We start from the raw sequence: 15,280 nt of genomic DNA on the forward strand, positions 1-15,280 counted from the left end.
ACCTCCTTGTCCGCCTCGCTGGACGGCTCGTTAAAGGGATAGCTTTCGGTCCTGAACTCTATCAGTCCCCGGTGTCCGTTCCGGGATCGGCGGACGTGGCCTCCGACACGTCTCCGGGCGCGTCGCCGGCGGCCTCGGAGGCAGCGTCGGCGGGCGGGGTGTCCAGGCCCGCCACGGCCCGCTCGGCGGCCCTGATGTGCTGGGCCAGGCCGGCCACGCGGTCGAGGACCGCGTTGACGTACGGAACCGATTTTTCCGCGGACAGGTCGGACACCAGAAGGACCGCCTGGTCGATCACGACGGCGGCGTCCACCTCGTCCGAGCTGAAGAGCAGTTCCCACGCACCTGCGCGCAGGACCGCGCGGTCGACGGCGGGCAGCCGCTCCAGCGTCCACTCCCTCAGGTGCTCGGTGATGGTGGAGTCGAGGCGGTCGAGCCGCTCGGCGACGCCGGTGACGATCTCCATCGTGTAGGGCGCGACGTCGTGGAACTCCTGGGAGTCCTCGCCCATCTGCCGACGCTCCTCGGCGAGCGCCACCACGTCCGCGTCACGTAGCTCCGCCTCGAACAGCAGCGAGACCGCGCGCCTGCGCGCCCGGTAGCGTGATCCGCGACGGCGGTGGTCGACGTCTTCCGACATGATCAGTCGTTCACCCGGCTGAGGTAGCGGCCGTCACGGGTGTCGATGCGCAGCTTGTCGCCGGTGTTGATGAACAGCGGCACCTGGACCTCGGCACCCGTCTCGAGGGTCGCCGGCTTGGTGCCACCGGTCGAACGGTCGCCCTGCAGGCCCGGGTCGGTGTGCTGGACCAGCAGGTCGACGGCGACCGGCATCTCGGCGAACAGCGGGACACCCTCGTGGATGGAGACCTGGACCGAGGTGTTCTCGAGCAGGAAGCGGGCACCGTCACCCATCACGGTCGGCGTGACGTTGATCTGCTCGAAGTCCTTCTCGTCCATGAGGACGTAGTCCTCGCCGTCGCGGTAGAGGAAGGTCATGTCGCGCCGGTCGACGGTCGCGGTCTCCACCTTCACGCCGGCACTGAACGTCTTGTCGATGGTCTTGCCGCTGACCACGTTCTTCATCTTGGTCCGCACGAACGCGGGGCCCTTGCCGGGCTTGACGTGCTGGAACTCGGTGATCTGCCAGAGTTGGCCCTCCTCCTTGAGGACGAGGCCGTTCTTGAAATCGGCGGTGGACGCCATAGTCGGTACTCCTTCGGGAAGTCGTCCGCGCCGCAGCCGGGGGCGGCGTCGCGCGCATGATCGTGGGTCGGATCCTCAGAGCACCCTGAGGTCCTTCGACGTGGTGGTCAGGGACCGTCCGCCACCGCCGGTGACGGCCACGGTGTCCTCGATTCGGATCCCGCCGAGGCCCGGGAGGTAGATCCCCGGCTCGATGGTGATCACATCGCCGTCGGACAGTGTACTCGTGGACCGGGTCGACACCGCGGGCGCTTCGTGCACGTCCAACCCCACCCCGTGCCCCAGCGAGTGGCCGAAGTGCTCGCCGAACCCGGCGTCGGTGATGATGTCGCGGCTGACGGCGTCGAGCTCGGCGCACGGGACGCCGGCGCGGACGGCCTCGACCCCCGCGATCTGAGCTCGGCGGACGACCTCGTAGGCCTCCACCAGACGGTCCGGGGCGGTCCCCAACGCGACCGTGCGGGTGCAGTCGGACGCGTACCCCGAGACCGTGGCTCCGAAGTCCACCACCACCAGGTCGCCCTCCGCCAAGACCCGGTCCCCGGGAACGTGGTGCGGGTGCGCTCCGTTGGGTCCGGAGGCCACGATCGTCTCGAACGCCACGCCGTCCGAACCGGCCCGCCGCATCGCGTGCTCCAGGTCCGCCGCGACCTCTCGTTCGGTCCGACCGGCCGCCACCAGGTCGCTGCCCAGCACGTGGGTCCACGCCTCGTCGACCACCGTGCACGCCCTGGCGATGAGGGCGAGCTCGTCGGGATCCTTGGCGCGGCGCACCGTCTCCACCAGCCCGCTGGTCTCCACCATCCGGGCGTCCGCTCCCCCGGTCGCCGCGAGTGCACGGCGCAGGCCGGCGGCCGCGGACAGGGTCAGCTGATCGGCCTCGACGGCGAGCGGGGCGTCCGCGGGTCCGCGACGACGACCGAGGACGCCGGCGACGTACTCGCGCGAGATCACGTGGCCCACGTCCGGGGCCTGCTCGACCACCTGGAGTTCGTAGCGGGAATCCGTGCAGAGGACCGCCTCGCCGTCGTCCTCCACCAGGACGGCCCCACCCGACCCGGAGAACCCGGTCAGGTAGGCGATGTTCCGTGGATCGGTCACCAACAGGGCGTCGGCACCGACGTCGGCGAGGGCGGCGGCGACGGCGCGGCGACGTGGGGCGGGACGCTCGATCACAGCAGGATCCCTCCACCGCTGGGCTTACGGCCCTCCGAGATGGTGGCGTACGCCGCCGTCATCAGCGACGGGTCCGGGGCCTCCATGCGCGACGGGCGGGCCAGTCCGTCCAGCACGACCAGCCGCAGGAAACCCGAGTGGTTCTTCTTGTCGCCGGCCATCAGCTCGAGCAACCGCGGGAAGGCGTCCTCGTCGTACCCGGTGGGAAGTCCGAGGGACGCGAGGACGGAGGCGTGACGGTCCGCCGTCGCGTCGTCCAGTCGGCCCGCCAGCCTGGCGAGCTCGGCGACGAAGCACATCCCGACGCTGATCGCCGCGCCGTGACGCCACCGGTACTGCTCGCGACGCTCCACGGCGTGGCCGAGGGTGTGGCCGTAGTTGAGGATCTCCCGCAGGCCGGACTCCTTGAGGTCCTGGCCGACCACGTCGGCCTTGACCTGCACGCTGCGGCGGATGAGCTCGACGATCGTCTCGCCGCCCGGATCGAGCGCCGCAGCGGGATCCGCCTCGATGAGGTCGAGGATCTCCGGGTCGGCGATGAAGCCGCACTTGACCACCTCGGCCATTCCGGAGACCAACTCGTTGTGCGGGACGGTCTCGAGCGTCGCGGTGTCGATGAACACGGCGGCGGGCTCGTGGAAGCAGCCCACCAGGTTCTTCCCGGCATCGGTGTTGATTCCGGTCTTACCACCGACCGCGGCGTCGACCATCGCCAGCAGGGTGGTGGGGATGTGTACGACCCGGACGCCACGCATCCAGGTGGCGGCGACGAAGCCCGCGAGGTCGGTGGCCGCGCCCCCGCCGAGGCTCACGACGGTGTCCTTGCGGTTCAACCCGATCTGGCCCAGGACGTCCCAGCAGTACCCGGCGACGGCGAGGTCCTTGCCGGCCTCCGCGTCCGGGATCTCGATCCGGTGGGCGTCGATGCCGGCGTCGGCGAGCTTCTCGCGGAGCGCCTCGGCGGTCTGGGCCAGCGGCGGTTGGTAGAAGATCGCCACGGTTCGCGAGGACGAACACGCCTCGAGGATCTCCGGGAGCAGGCCCCGGCCGATGACCACGGGGTACGGGTCCGCGGCGCGCACCTCCACGACGACGGGCTCGGTGGTGTTCTCGTCCTGGTTCATCTGCTGCTCCCGCTCATCGCTCGTGTCGCACTCGTATCGCTACGCGTCTGGTCGTCACTCATCTCCGAACGCCGCCCCGCAGGTGCGGGTCGCCGGAGTGGAGCCTGTCGACGATGTCCGTCACCACCTTGCCCGAACTGCGCCGCTCGGTGCTCACGGTGGTCCAGGCGACCTCCCGGTACAGCGGCGAGCGTTCGGTCAGCAGTGCCTGGTACCGGGCTGTGACGTCGCCCCCGGCCAGGAGCGGGCGACCCGGACCCTGGGATCGGCGCACCCCCTCGGCCACCCCGATCGTGAGGTGGACGACCCGGTGGCCTCGCAGGCGTCGCCGGGTCACCGCCGACAGGACCGCCCCGCCCCCCAGGGACAGGACGCCGTCGAACGACGTGAGCGCGTCACCGATGATCCGCTCCTCGATCTCGCGGAAGTGCGGCTCGCCGTCGGTGGCGAAGATCTCGGGGATGGACCGGCCCTCGGCCTCCTCGATGAGGTGGTCGGCGTCGCGGAACGGCACGTCGAGCCGCCGGGCGAGCTTGCGGCCGATGGTCGTCTTGCCGGCACCGGGTGGTCCCACGAGCACGGCGACCGGCCGTGCCGGCTCGCTCATGCCTCGTCCGTCGCCCAGTCCAGCCGCTCGGCGACCGCGTCGAGGTATCCGCCGACGTTCCGGCGGGTCTCCGCCAGCGAGTCGCCACCGAATTTCTGCAGGACCGCGCGGGCCAGCACGAGGGCGACCATCGACTCCGCGACGACGCCCGCCGCCGGAACCGCACACACGTCCGACCGCTGGTGGATGGCGGTGGCCGCGGATCCGTCCTCCATGTCCACCGTGCTCAGCGCACGGGGCACCGTGGAGATGGGCTTCATCGCTGCCCGTACCCGCAGGGGCTGACCGTTGGTCATGCCGCCCTCCAGGCCCCCGGCCCGGTTGCTACGACGCTCGACGCCGTCGTCACCGCGGACCATCTCGTCGTGGGCGACGCTGCCACGGCGGCGCGCGGTCTCGAAGCCGTCCCCCACCTCGACACCCTTGATGGCCTGGATGCCCATGAGGGCGCCGGCGAGCTGTGCGTCGAGACGATTGTCGCCGGACACGTGGGAGCCGAGACCGATCGGGAGGCCGTGGACGACCACCTCGACGACGCCCCCGAGGGTGTCCCCGGCCTTCTTCGCGGCCTCGATCTCGGCGATCATCGACTCCGCGGCGGCGGCATCGAAGGCCCGCACAGGGCTGGCGTCGATGTCCTCGAGGTCCGCGTACCCGGGTTCAGGACCGACGTACGGCTCGGACGCACCGATGGAGATGACGTGCGAGAGGACCTCGACGCCGAGGACGTCCCGCAGCACCGCACGGGCGACCGTCCCGGCCGCGACCCGGGCGGCGGTCTCCCGGGCGCTCGCGCGCTCGAGGACCATCCGGGCGTCGTCGAAGTCGTACTTGAGCATCCCGGAGAAGTCGGCGTGACCGGGCCGCGGGCGGGTCAGGCGGGCGGCGCGGGCCTTGTCGTCGATCGCCTCCGGGTCGACGGGGTCCGCCGACATGATCTGCTCCCACTTGGGCCACTCGGTGTTGCCGACCTCGATCGCCACCGGCGATCCCATGGTCCGGCCGTGGCGGACGCCGCCGAGGACCCGGACGGCGTCCGCCTCGAACTTCATCCGCGCCCCGCGGCCGTAGCCCAGGCGACGGCGGGCGAGTTGCGAGGCGATCTCGTCGCTCGTCACCTCGACCCCGGCGATCACGCCCTCGACGATCGTCACCAGGGCCTGGCCGTGCGATTCTCCGGCAGTGGTCCACTTCAGCACGTCGCCGATCATCCCACGTCGGGGTACGGCCCGGCACATCAGGCCCGGGTCGTCGCGGACCGCCGTGCCCGCGAGGCGACGACGGCCCGGTGCGGGGTGTCACCGGTGAGACGCCGGAACGCGTGAATGAAGCTCGAGGCCTCGGCATACCCCAGACGCAACGCGACGTCCTCCACCGACAGCAGACCGGTCGCCAGCATCCGCCTGGCCAGTTCCAGCCGGACGTCGTCGAGAAGCCGCTGGAACGACGTGCCCTCGTCCGACAGGTGCCTGCGCAGGGTCCGGGAACTGACCCCCAGCCCGGCGGCCACCGAAGACATGGAGGCCCCCTGCGTGAGACGACCGGCGATCTCGACGCGGACCCGGCTGCTCACCGGCCCCCGGGTCCGGCGGGTGGCGGCCAGGTCGCGGCACATGGCCTCGGCCACCGTCACCGCCGCCGGGCTCCCTGCGGGAGCGGTTCGTCGAGACGCGCGGCGTCGAGGACCATCGTGACGCCGGTGCCGTGGTCGGACTCCGACGGCACGAGGCCGAGCCGGTCCCCGTATGCGGTCAGGGTCCCGGATGACCGCCCCCCACCGAAGGAGATGTCGGTGAACGGGACACCTCCGGGGACGAGCTCGCCGAGGACGGAGTGGATCGCGAACAGGTCGCGGTCCACGAGGAACTCGCGGACGTCGTCCGGAAGCGCGGTGTCCTCCAGACGCACCACGATCCTGTCCCCCGTCGACTCCACACCGATCGTGCTGAAGATGTAGCTCAAGTCGATGAAGCGGAGCGTCACGGCGATCACGTCGCGGAGCGTCGGGCTCGACAGCAGGGCGTATCCGAAGATCCCGAAGGTGGTCAACCGGTAGGTGGCGCCCACCTCGGCGGCGAGGGCGGGCCGGTCGCCCGCGGCGGCGCGGAGGTTGCGGATCGCGGTCAGTTCCTGGTCCGGCGTCACGAGTAGATCGGGGGTGGCGAGGTCGGCCGGGGAGAGCGCGATCCCCTGCAGGACCCCGCCCGGCCTCCACGCCGAGCCGCTCCCCGGCCTCGACGAGCACGCCGATCCCGATGGCCGAGCGGGGGAAGTCCCAGTGTGGGACCGCGGGGTCGTCCCAGGTGGTCATGTCCGGAATTATGGATTATTCGTCCGTGAATGTCTGCGGCCACGCGGGGCCGGGGCACTACCGTCACGACATGACCTCTTCCTCCTCCCCCGGGACCCGGCGGCGACGACCGCGCGTGATCATCATCGGAGCCGGATTCGGTGGCCTCGGCGCCGCCTACGAGCTCACCCGTGACGGCCTGGCCGAGGTGACGATCCTGGAGAAGGCCGACGACGTCGGAGGGGTGTGGCGGGACAACACCTACCCCGGAGCGGCCTGCGACGTCCCGTCGAACCTCTACTCGTACTCCTTCCACCGCAGGACGGACTGGGGCCGTCGCTACGCCGAGCAACCCGACATCCTGTCCTACATCCGGGAGACCGCCGACAGGTACGGCCTGCGCGAACTCGTGCGCACCGGCATCGAGGTGACCTCCGCGGAGTTCGACGACGACAGCGCCACGTGGACGGTGCACACCGCCTCCGGCGAGTCGTTCGAGGCCGAGGTGCTCGTGCCCGCGGTGGGTCAGCTGTCCCGTCCGGCCTATCCGGACATCCCCGGGTCGGAGACGTTCGCCGGCCCGTCGTTCCACTCGGCCGAGTGGCGGCACGATGTCGATCTGACGGGTAAGCGGGTCGCGGTACTCGGCACCGGGGCCTCGGCCATCCAGTTCGTCCCCCGCATCCGCGAGGTGGCCGCGCACGTGACCGTCTACCAACGCTCAGCGCCGTGGGTGGTGCCCAAACCGGACCGCGCCTACACGGACGCCCACCGGGCGGCGTTCGCCCGTGTCCCCGGCCTCATGACCGCGATGCGCGGCACGATCTGGGAGACGACGGAGGTCATCGGCCTGGCATTGACCTCCGCGCGGCCGCTCGCCAGGATCCTCGGCGGGCTCGCCCGCGCCAATCTGCGGCTCACCGTCCGCGACCCCCGGTTGCGCGAGGCCCTCACCCCGACGGAACCGATCGGGTGCAAGCGGATGCTGTTCAGCAACCAGTGGTACCCCGCACTCGCGCAGCCGAACGTCGACGTGGTGACCGACACCGTCGCCGAGGTCGTCCCCGAGGGGATCGTCACCGCGGACGGACGGGTGCGTCCCGTCGATGTCGTGGTGTACGGCACGGGTTTCCGGGCCACCGACTTCCTGGCACCGATCACCGTGCGTGGCCGCGGCGGTCGGGACCTGCACGAGCAGTGGCGAGAGGGTGCGCGCGCGTATCTCGGGATGGCCGTGCCGGGCTTCCCCAACATGTTCGTGATCTACGGACCCAACACCAATCTCGGGAGCAGCTCGATCATCCTCATGATCGAACAGCAGGCGAGGTACATCCGCCAGGTGGTCGAGGAACTGGCTCGGGCGGATCGGACGGTGGCCGTGGACGTCCGTCGCGAGGTGCACGAGGCCTACGACGACGAGATCATGCGCCGCCTCGGTGCGTCGGTGTGGAGCGGTTGCGACTCCTGGTACAAGGCGGACTCAGGCCGGATCACGACGAACTGGCCGGGACTGGTGCACGAGTACCAGCGTCGCACCCGGACCGCGGACCCGGCCGACTTCGAGACGGTCGCCCCCCGTCGTGCCACGGAGCCCTCGGGCATCTGACCGATCATCCGGCCGTGCGGCTCCGGCACGGTGGGCGTCCCCGTGTCCCCGCGTCTCCATGTCCGCGCGGTCAGCGACCGAGTGCCCTAAAAAGCGCGGCGGCCATCTCCCCGCGCGGCGCCGGGTGCCCGGTGAACAGCTCCACCTGACCGAAGGCCTGGTGGAGCAACATCACGTCGCCACCGACCACGGGGATGCCCGCGGCCAGGGCTGCTGCGCCGGCCGCGGTGGGCCAGGGGTCGTAGAGGACGTCGAACACCCGTCGGGCGCCGGCGACCAGGTCCGTGAGCGCCCGCACGCCGGGTTCGGGGACGGTGTTGATCAGAACATCGGCCCGCGTGATCTCCCCGATCAGTTCCGGGTCGGTGAGTCCCATGGTGCGGACCCCGAGCCCGAGGGCCCGTCCGCAGTCGGCCGCCGGCCCGGCGTTGTCGCGCCTGGAGGCCAGGACCACCTGCGTGGCGCCGGCCTCGGCGAGTCCGGCGAGAACCGGTCTGGCGGTTCCCCCCACGCCCAGGACGACTGCCGTCGGATGGTCCGGGAGGTCCCCGAAGGCGGCGAGCGCCCCGGTCACACCGTCGACGTCCGTGCAGTCGGCGAACCAGCCGCCCGCCCGCCGGACGAGTGTGTTGGCGCTGCCGACGATGCGGGCGCGTTCACTCACCTCGTCGGCGTGGGCGAGGGCGGCGAACTTGCCGGGCATCGTGACCGAGTAACCGATGCGGTCGGCGGGCGACGAGTCGACCACAGACGGCAGTCGTTCGGCGTCGCAGTCGATGCGCTCGTAGGTCCAGTCGTCGAGGCCGAGCGCCCGGTACGCGGCACCGTGCAGGACCGGGGACAGCGAGTGGTCCACCGGGTGCCCCAGGACGGCCGCCGAGCGCGGTGCGCCCGTGGGATCAGCGACCACTGGCGAGGACCCCGTTGGCGATGGCCTCGCTCTGATAGCGCTCGTGCTCCGGGTATTCGTCCGCGAATCTGGTGGTGCCCTCCATGTCGACCGTGACGAAGTACTTCCACTGCCCGTCGGCAGGGTTCTCCATCGCGCGCAGTGCGTCGAGACCCGGTGAACCGATCGGCCCGTAGGGCAGTCCGTCCATCGCGTAGGTGTTCCACGGGGTGACCTCGGCCCGGTCGGCGTCGGTGGTGGCGATCTCCTGGTCGGCCAGAGCGTAGTTGACCGTGGAGTCGAACTGGAGACGCATGGGCTCGGCGAGGCGGTTGAGGATGACCCGTGCGACCTTGTCGAAGTCCTGGAGCTTGCCCTCCTTCTCCACCAGCGACGCGGCGGTGACCACCTCGTAGGGGGTGAGACCGATACGGTCGGCGGCCGGTACGAGTCCGGTCTCGTCGTAGGAGGCGGTCGAGGCGTCGATGAGCTGGCGCAGGATCTCGACGGGCTCGGACTGCGGGTTGATGTTGTGGACCCCCGGGGCGATCAACCCCTCGAGGCGACGGACCGGGTCAGGGGCGCCCCGTACCTCGTTGATGGCCCACTCGGGGACCGCGAGTTCCGCCGGGTCGGCCTGCACGGCCGCGTCGACCATCTCCTGGGGCTGCCGACACATCGGGGCGGCCTCGGGCTCGTCCAGATCGCGGAGGCACGTGGCGTCGGCGATCAGGGTGTAGATGCCCTTCTCCCTGCCGCCGCCCACCACGACCGTGTCGAGCAGCCGGCCGCCCGGTTTGACCTCGATGAACCCGACGCGGTTCTGCGGGTCCGCCAGTGCGTCCACGGCGGCGGCCGCGCTCATCTCCTGCCGGACCTGGTAGTAGCCGGGCTGGATGCCCTCCACGGTCGTTCCCGCCGCCGCTCCGGTGAAGGCGCGGGTACTGGCCACGGTGCCGATGTCGTAGAGGCGGTCCCCGACGACCCCCAGGGTGTCCCCCGGTTCCACGTGCAGCAGCGCGTTGCCGCTGCCCTGTCCGTCGAAGTCCGGCGCCGCCGCGACCTCGGTGTTCTGGTTGCGGTAGACCATCACGCCGAAGGCGAGGACCACCCCGATCACGGCCGCCAGGAGGATGAACCTCGTGGTGGCTCCTGTACGCGAGCGTCCTCGTGCCGCAGACATCGTGCTCCTCGGTCATGGTGTCAGGGGAGCTGTCACGCGGACAGCATCGTGCTCGTCGGCCAGTTTATCCAGGCGGGCAGGCCGAGGGGTCGCTCATCGGCGGGCGTGCCGCGAGTCGATCCAGGCCTGGAGCAGGACCACGGCGGCCGCCTGGTCGATCACGTCGCGCTGTTTCCGCGTGGTGCGGCCGGCGCCGTGCAGTGCCGAACTCGCGGTCACCGTCGTCAGCCTCTCGTCGACGAGGTCCACCGGCAGGTCCGGCGCCCCGGCCGTCAGGGCGGTGGCGAACGAGCGGGCCATCGCGGTGGACGCGGTCTCCCGGCCCTTGAGCGAGGTGGGCAGCCCGACCACCACTCCCACGGTGTCGTACTCCTCGACGAGCTCGGCGAGACGCCGGAGCTCACTGGCCCACCCGGGGTCGCCGTCGGTGACCTTGATGGTCTCGACGGGGGTGGCGAGGATCCCGTCGGGGTCACAGGAGGCCACACCGATGCGGGCGGTGCCCACGTCCAGTCCGAGCCGACGGCCGCGGGTCCATCCGCCGCCGGACGTGGCGGGCCCGGCCGGGTCGGCCGGTGCGCCCGGGGCGTCGGTCATCCGGCGTCCCGGACGGCGTCGCGCAGCGCGGACACCGCGGTGTCGATCCCGGCCGGGTCGGACCCGGCACCCTGCGCCATGTCCGGCTTGCCGCCGCCGCGAGCGCCGAGCGAGGGCGCGATGGCCTTGACGAGATCGCCGGCTTTGAGTCCGCGATCCTGCGCGGCGGGGCTGACGGCGATGACGAACGGGACCTTGTCCTGCGCCGGGGCGGTGAGGAACACGACCCCGGCGTCCGAGCCGAGCCGCCCCTTGAGATCGGAGGCGAGGGTGCGCAGGTCTCCCGCGGCGCCGCCGGGGGTGCTGTGCGCCAGGAACCGGATGCCACCGAGGTCCTCGGCCGAGTTCAGCAGGTCGCCGGCCTGGGCCGCGAGCTGGGAGGCCCGCAGGGATTCGAGCGCCCTCTCGGCCTCACGCAGTTTCGCGGTGAGGGCGGCGACGCGGTCGGGCAGCTCGTCGGTGGGCGCCTTGAGCGAGGCGGCCAGCCCGGACACGAGCGCCCGCTCCCGGGCCTGGTGGCGGTACGCGTCCATGCCCACATAGGCCTCGACACGCCGGATCCCGGAGCCGACGGACGCCTCCCCCAGCAGGCTGACGGGCCCGATCTGCGCGGAGCTGGACACGTGGGTCCCGCCGCACAGTTCCATGGAGAAGGGGCCACCGATCTCCACCACGCGGACCCGGGAGCCGTAGTTCTCGCCGAACAGGGCCATGGCGCCCATGCGCTTGGCCTCCTCGAGGGTGGTCTCGACGGTGTTGACCCCGTAGTCGGCGTCGACGGCGGTGTTGGTGACCTCCTCGACCTGCGCCAGGACGTCGGAGGGGATCGAACCCGACCAGTTGAAGTCGAACCGCATGTAGCCGGGCCTGTTGAGCGATCCGGCCTGGACGGCCTCCGGGCCGAGGATCTGCCGCAGTGCGGCGTGGACGAGATGGGTGGCGGAGTGTCCCTGGGTGGCGCCCTTGCGCCACTCGGGGTCGACGGCGGAGGTGACGAGCTGACCGGTCTCGGCCTCGCCGCCGGTGAGGACGCCCTTGTGGACCCAGAGCTTCTTGCCGATCTTCTGGACGTCGTCGACCCGCATCTGGAAGCCGGCGGTGGAGATCATGCCTCGGTCGCCCAGCTGTCCGCCGGACTCGGCGTAGAACGGGGTGCGGTCGAGAACGAACTCCACCGCGTCACCCTCGCGGGCGACGTGGACGGCCTCGCCGCCGGAGACGATGCCCAGCAGCCGCGACTCGTCGGTCAGGTCGGTGAAGCCGGTGAAGACGGTCTCCCCGGCGTCGAGGAAGTCACGGTAGACGGACAGGTCGGCATGGGCGTGTTTCTTGGCCCGGGAATCGGCCTTGGCGCGGGCCCGCTGCTCGGACATCAGGGAGCGGAAGCCCTCCTCGTCGACCTGCAGTCCGGCCTCGGACGCCATCTCGAGGGTGAGGTCGATCGGGAAACCGTGCGTGTCGTGCAGGGCGAACGCCTGGCGGCCGGTGAGCACCGCCGCGCCCGACGACCGGGCGTCGGAGACGGCGCGCTCGAACAGCTGTGTCCCGGACTCGAGGGTCTTGAGGAACGCGACCTCCTCGGCCACCGCGATCCGCTCGATCCGGTCGTACCCGGAGACGGTCTCGGGGAAGGACGGTCCGATCGCGTCGCGGACGGTCGCCATGAACTCGGCCATCGTCTCGCCGGTCGCCCCGAGCAAGCGCACGGAGCGGACGATGCGACGCAGTAGACGGCGCAGGATGTATCCGCGGCCCTCGTTGCCGGGCGTCACGCCGTCGGAGATGAGCATGTAGGCGGTGCGGGCATGGTCGGCGATCACGCGGAACCGCACGTCGGCGGCGCCGTCCGCACCGTACTTCGCGCCGGACAGTCGCTCGGCGGTCTCGATGACCGGGCGCAGCAGGTCCGTCTCATAGACGTTCTCCACGCCCTGGAGCAGGAACGCGACGCGCTCGACGCCCATGCCGGTGTCGATGTTCTGCTTGGGCAGCGGGCCGAGGATCTCGAAGGCGTCCTTGCCGGTGCCCTCCCCTCGCTCGTTCTGCATGAACACGAGGTTCCAGATCTCGATGTAGCGGTCCTCGTCGGCCTCGGGCCCGCCGTCCACCCCGTAGGCGGGCCCACGGTCGTAGAAGATCTCCGAGCACGGTCCGCACGGGCCGGGCACGCCCATGGACCAGTAGTTGTCCGCCATACCGCGGCGTTGGATGCGCTCCTCGGGCACCCCGATCACGTCCCGCCAGATGCCGTGGGCCTCGTCGTCGTCGAGGTACACGGTGACCCACAGCAGCGCGGGGTCGATCCCGAACCCGTCCTCCTCGACCGGGGTGGTCAGCAGCGACCACGCGTGCCGGATGGCGCCTTCCTTGAAGTAGTCGCCGAAGGAGAAGTTCCCGGCCATCTGGAAGAAGGTGTTATGGCGGGTGGTGATGCCCACCTCCTCGATGTCGAGGGTGCGCACGCACTTCTGGATGGAGGTCGCGGTGGCGTACGGCGGGGTCTCCTGGCCGAGGAAGTAGGGCTTGAACGGCACCATCCCGGCGTTGACGAACAGCAGGTTGGGATCGTCCAACACCAGAGACGCACTGGGGACCTCGGCGTGGCCGGCCCTGACGAAGTGCTCGAGGAAGCGGCGCCGGATCTCATGGGTCTGCACTGGGGGCCTCACTGGTCGTCTACTGGTGGTCTCGGGCGAGGTCCCAGCCTACCGCCGCGCCCGGGCGGGACCGGGAACGAGGTGGGCCGGGACGACCTGACGACGACGACGAGGTGGGCGGCCGCGTGAACGCCTGCGGGCGCCCACCCGGCCGAACCGGCGGATGGGCGCCCGGTGCAGGGCGGGCCCTGCCTGATGGGAGGTCAGCGCGGCATCGGGGGCAGGACGATGCCGAAGTTGGCGGCGGTGATGAACGCCTCCCGGGGCAGGAGCCCCATGCTGTGTGCCCCCGTGCCCCAGACCCCGATCGAGGTCGCGACACTGACGAGCGTGGACAGGAGATAGGCCATGGTTTCCTCCAGGGTGAGCGGCGTGGTCACAGTGCCTGGTCAAGCACTTATTAACGATACTCACATATTTCTCAAGAACTGGCTACGTCTCTGTTCGTATGATCTTCCGTAGCTTGTCCACCCGAGCACCCAGGTCCCGCTCGTGCCCGTGGGGGCTGGGCTCGTAGTAGTCACGCCCCACCAGTTCGTCGGGCGGGTACTGCTGCGCCACGACCCCGGCGGGCGCGTTGTGGGCGTAGCGGTAGCCCACCCCGTTGCCGAGGCCCTTCGCCCCGGCGTAGTGGCCGTCCCGCAGATGCTTGGGCACCTCGCCCACCCCGCCCGCGCGGACGTCGGCCATCGCGGCGTCGATCGCGGCGATGACCGCCTTGGACTTGGGGGCCGTGGCGAGGTGGATGGTGGCCTGCGCCAGCGCCAACCTGCACTCCGGCAGTCCGACCTTCTGCACGATCTCAGCGGCGGCCCCCGCGGCCAGCAGCGCGGTGGGGTCGGCCATCCCGATATCCTCACTGGCGTGGACCATGAGGCGCCGGGCGATGAACCGCGGGTCCTCCCCCGCGACCAGCATCCGCGCGAGGTAGTGTAGGGCGGCGTCCACGTCGGACCCGCGGATGGACTTGATGAACGCGCTCGTGACGTCGTAGTGCTGGTCCCCGTCGCGGTCGTAGCGCACCGGCGCGGCGTCCAGGCTCAGCTCCACGATCTCCGGGGTCACCACCCCGTCCTCCGCGGCCCCCGCCGCCGCCTCGAGGATCGTGAGGCTGCGTCTGGCGTCGCCCCCCGACAGTCTGACGATGTCCTCCACCGCCTCGTCCGTCAGCTCGACCTCGCCGGCCAGGCCCCGCTCCTCGGCCACCGCGCGCCTCAGGACGCCGGCGACACCCGCGTCGTCCAGCCCCCGGAGCTCGGCGATGAGGGATCGACTCAGCAACGGGGCGATCACGGAGAAGTGGGGGTTCTCCGTGGTGGCGGCGACCAGGAGGACGATGCCGTTCTCCACCGCGGCGAGCAGGGCGTCCTGCTGACTCTTGGAGAACCGGTGCACCTCGTCGATGAACAGGACCGTGCGCTGACCGTGCACCTGGCGGGTGCGGGCGTCGTCGATGACCGCGCGGACGTCCTTGACCCCCGCGCTCAACGCGGACAGCGCCACGAAGTGCCGACCCGAGGTGCTCGCGACGAGGTTCGCGAGCGTCGTCTTCCCGGTACCCGGCGGACCGTAGAGGATCAGCGAGGAGCCGCCGCGCCCCTCCACCAGCCGCCGCAGCGGGGAGTTGGGCCGCAGGAGGTGCTCCTGGCCGATCACCTCGTCGAGGGTCCGCGGCCGCATTCGCACGGCCAGCGGTGCGGACGGGTCCACGTCCCCCGCCGCGGGCGGGAGGGGCGCGTGTCCGCCCGCGTCCCCGGCGGCGAACAACCCGGCATCGTCTGTCACGCCGACCAGGCTACCGGCGGGCCCGGACTCCGACCCCCGGGTGAACATTCGGCGTCCGATCACCGAAAGTGCGGGCAGCCCTCGTCGTCGTCGGGTTCCCTGGTGGTCGGGTGTGTCACGTCCTACGCCGGGCACACCGCCCCGCCAGCCACCACCCGAC

General features: G+C 71.1%; 15 protein-coding genes. 1 reads left to right on the forward strand and 14 read right to left on the reverse strand.

The genetic code is table 11. The features are described from left to right. Positions 1–61: 61 nt before the first annotated feature. The 8 genes from nusB to OVA21_RS07305 form a co-directional block, all read right to left on the reverse strand. Positions 62–640 (reverse strand): transcription antitermination factor NusB, encoded by a 579-nt coding sequence (gene nusB, locus OVA21_RS07270; protein ID WP_132061343.1) that lies wholly within the window; start codon positions 638–640, stop codon positions 62–64. Positions 641–642: 2 nt separating this feature from the next. Beyond that, positions 643–1,206: an elongation factor P gene (gene efp / locus OVA21_RS07275; protein ID WP_067717936.1), complete on the reverse strand. Its 564-nt coding sequence runs from the start codon at positions 1,204–1,206 to the stop codon at positions 643–645. Between the two features lie 75 nt (positions 1,207–1,281). Continuing rightward, positions 1,282–2,382: an aminopeptidase P family protein gene (locus tag OVA21_RS07280; RefSeq protein ID WP_268092135.1), complete on the reverse strand. Its 1,101-nt coding sequence runs from the start codon at positions 2,380–2,382 to the stop codon at positions 1,282–1,284. Further along, entirely contained in the window at positions 2,379–3,506 is a 1,128-nt protein-coding gene (gene aroB, locus OVA21_RS07285; RefSeq protein ID WP_067717930.1) for a 3-dehydroquinate synthase, read from the reverse strand. Before aroB ends, OVA21_RS07280 begins: the two co-directional genes overlap by 4 nt. A gap of 58 nt (positions 3,507–3,564) precedes the next feature. After that, positions 3,565–4,113: a shikimate kinase gene (locus OVA21_RS07290; RefSeq protein ID WP_096905423.1), complete on the reverse strand. Its 549-nt coding sequence runs from the start codon at positions 4,111–4,113 to the stop codon at positions 3,565–3,567. After that, positions 4,110–5,324 (reverse strand): chorismate synthase, encoded by a 1,215-nt coding sequence (gene aroC / locus OVA21_RS07295; protein ID WP_067717925.1) that lies wholly within the window; start codon positions 5,322–5,324, stop codon positions 4,110–4,112. The genes OVA21_RS07290 and aroC overlap by 4 nt, the downstream gene beginning before the upstream one ends. Before the next feature lie 26 nt (positions 5,325–5,350). Further along, a complete protein-coding gene (locus OVA21_RS07300; RefSeq protein WP_268092136.1) occupies positions 5,351–5,746 on the reverse strand; it encodes a helix-turn-helix transcriptional regulator in 396 nt (131 codons plus the stop codon). Continuing rightward, positions 5,743–6,309: an AraC family transcriptional regulator ligand-binding domain-containing protein gene (locus OVA21_RS07305; protein ID WP_268093122.1), complete on the reverse strand. Its 567-nt coding sequence runs from the start codon at positions 6,307–6,309 to the stop codon at positions 5,743–5,745. The genes OVA21_RS07300 and OVA21_RS07305 overlap by 4 nt, the downstream gene beginning before the upstream one ends. A gap of 185 nt (positions 6,310–6,494) precedes the next feature. On the opposite strand from OVA21_RS07305, the gene OVA21_RS07310 reads away from it, so the two are divergent. Beyond that, the gene (locus OVA21_RS07310) at positions 6,495–8,009 is read left to right on the forward strand and encodes a flavin-containing monooxygenase (protein ID WP_067717919.1); all 1,515 of its coding nucleotides are present in this window, start codon (positions 6,495–6,497) and stop codon (positions 8,007–8,009) included. 70 nt (positions 8,010–8,079) lie between these two features. Here OVA21_RS07310 and OVA21_RS07315 read toward each other — a convergent pair whose 3' ends face one another. The 6 genes from OVA21_RS07315 to OVA21_RS07340 form a co-directional block, all read right to left on the reverse strand. Next, a complete protein-coding gene (locus OVA21_RS07315) occupies positions 8,080–8,919 on the reverse strand; it encodes a shikimate dehydrogenase (RefSeq protein WP_067717916.1) in 840 nt (279 codons plus the stop codon). Then, the gene (locus OVA21_RS07320; RefSeq protein ID WP_268092138.1) at positions 8,909–10,081 is read right to left on the reverse strand and encodes an endolytic transglycosylase MltG; all 1,173 of its coding nucleotides are present in this window, start codon (positions 10,079–10,081) and stop codon (positions 8,909–8,911) included. The genes OVA21_RS07315 and OVA21_RS07320 overlap by 11 nt, the downstream gene beginning before the upstream one ends. Before the next feature lie 93 nt (positions 10,082–10,174). Beyond that, positions 10,175–10,678 carry a Holliday junction resolvase RuvX gene (gene ruvX, locus OVA21_RS07325; RefSeq protein WP_268092139.1) on the reverse strand — a complete coding sequence of 168 codons (504 nt, stop codon included), beginning with the start codon at positions 10,676–10,678 and terminating at the stop codon, positions 10,175–10,177. Beyond that, positions 10,675–13,335 carry an alanine--tRNA ligase gene (gene alaS / locus OVA21_RS07330; RefSeq protein ID WP_268092140.1) on the reverse strand — a complete coding sequence of 887 codons (2,661 nt, stop codon included), beginning with the start codon at positions 13,333–13,335 and terminating at the stop codon, positions 10,675–10,677. The genes ruvX and alaS overlap by 4 nt, the downstream gene beginning before the upstream one ends. 203 nt (positions 13,336–13,538) lie before the next feature. After that, the gene (locus OVA21_RS07335) at positions 13,539–13,685 is read right to left on the reverse strand and encodes a hypothetical protein (protein WP_167457804.1); all 147 of its coding nucleotides are present in this window, start codon (positions 13,683–13,685) and stop codon (positions 13,539–13,541) included. A gap of 82 nt (positions 13,686–13,767) precedes the next feature. Then, on the reverse strand, positions 13,768–15,168 hold the full coding sequence (locus tag OVA21_RS07340) for a replication-associated recombination protein A (protein WP_082923987.1): 1,401 nt from the start codon (positions 15,166–15,168) through the stop codon (positions 13,768–13,770). Positions 15,169–15,280 lie beyond the last annotated feature (112 nt).

The sequence above is a fragment of the Dietzia sp. SL131 genome (genome assembly GCF_026672565.1).
In the GTDB taxonomy this organism is placed as follows: Bacteria; Actinomycetota; Actinomycetes; order Mycobacteriales; family Mycobacteriaceae; genus Dietzia; species Dietzia kunjamensis.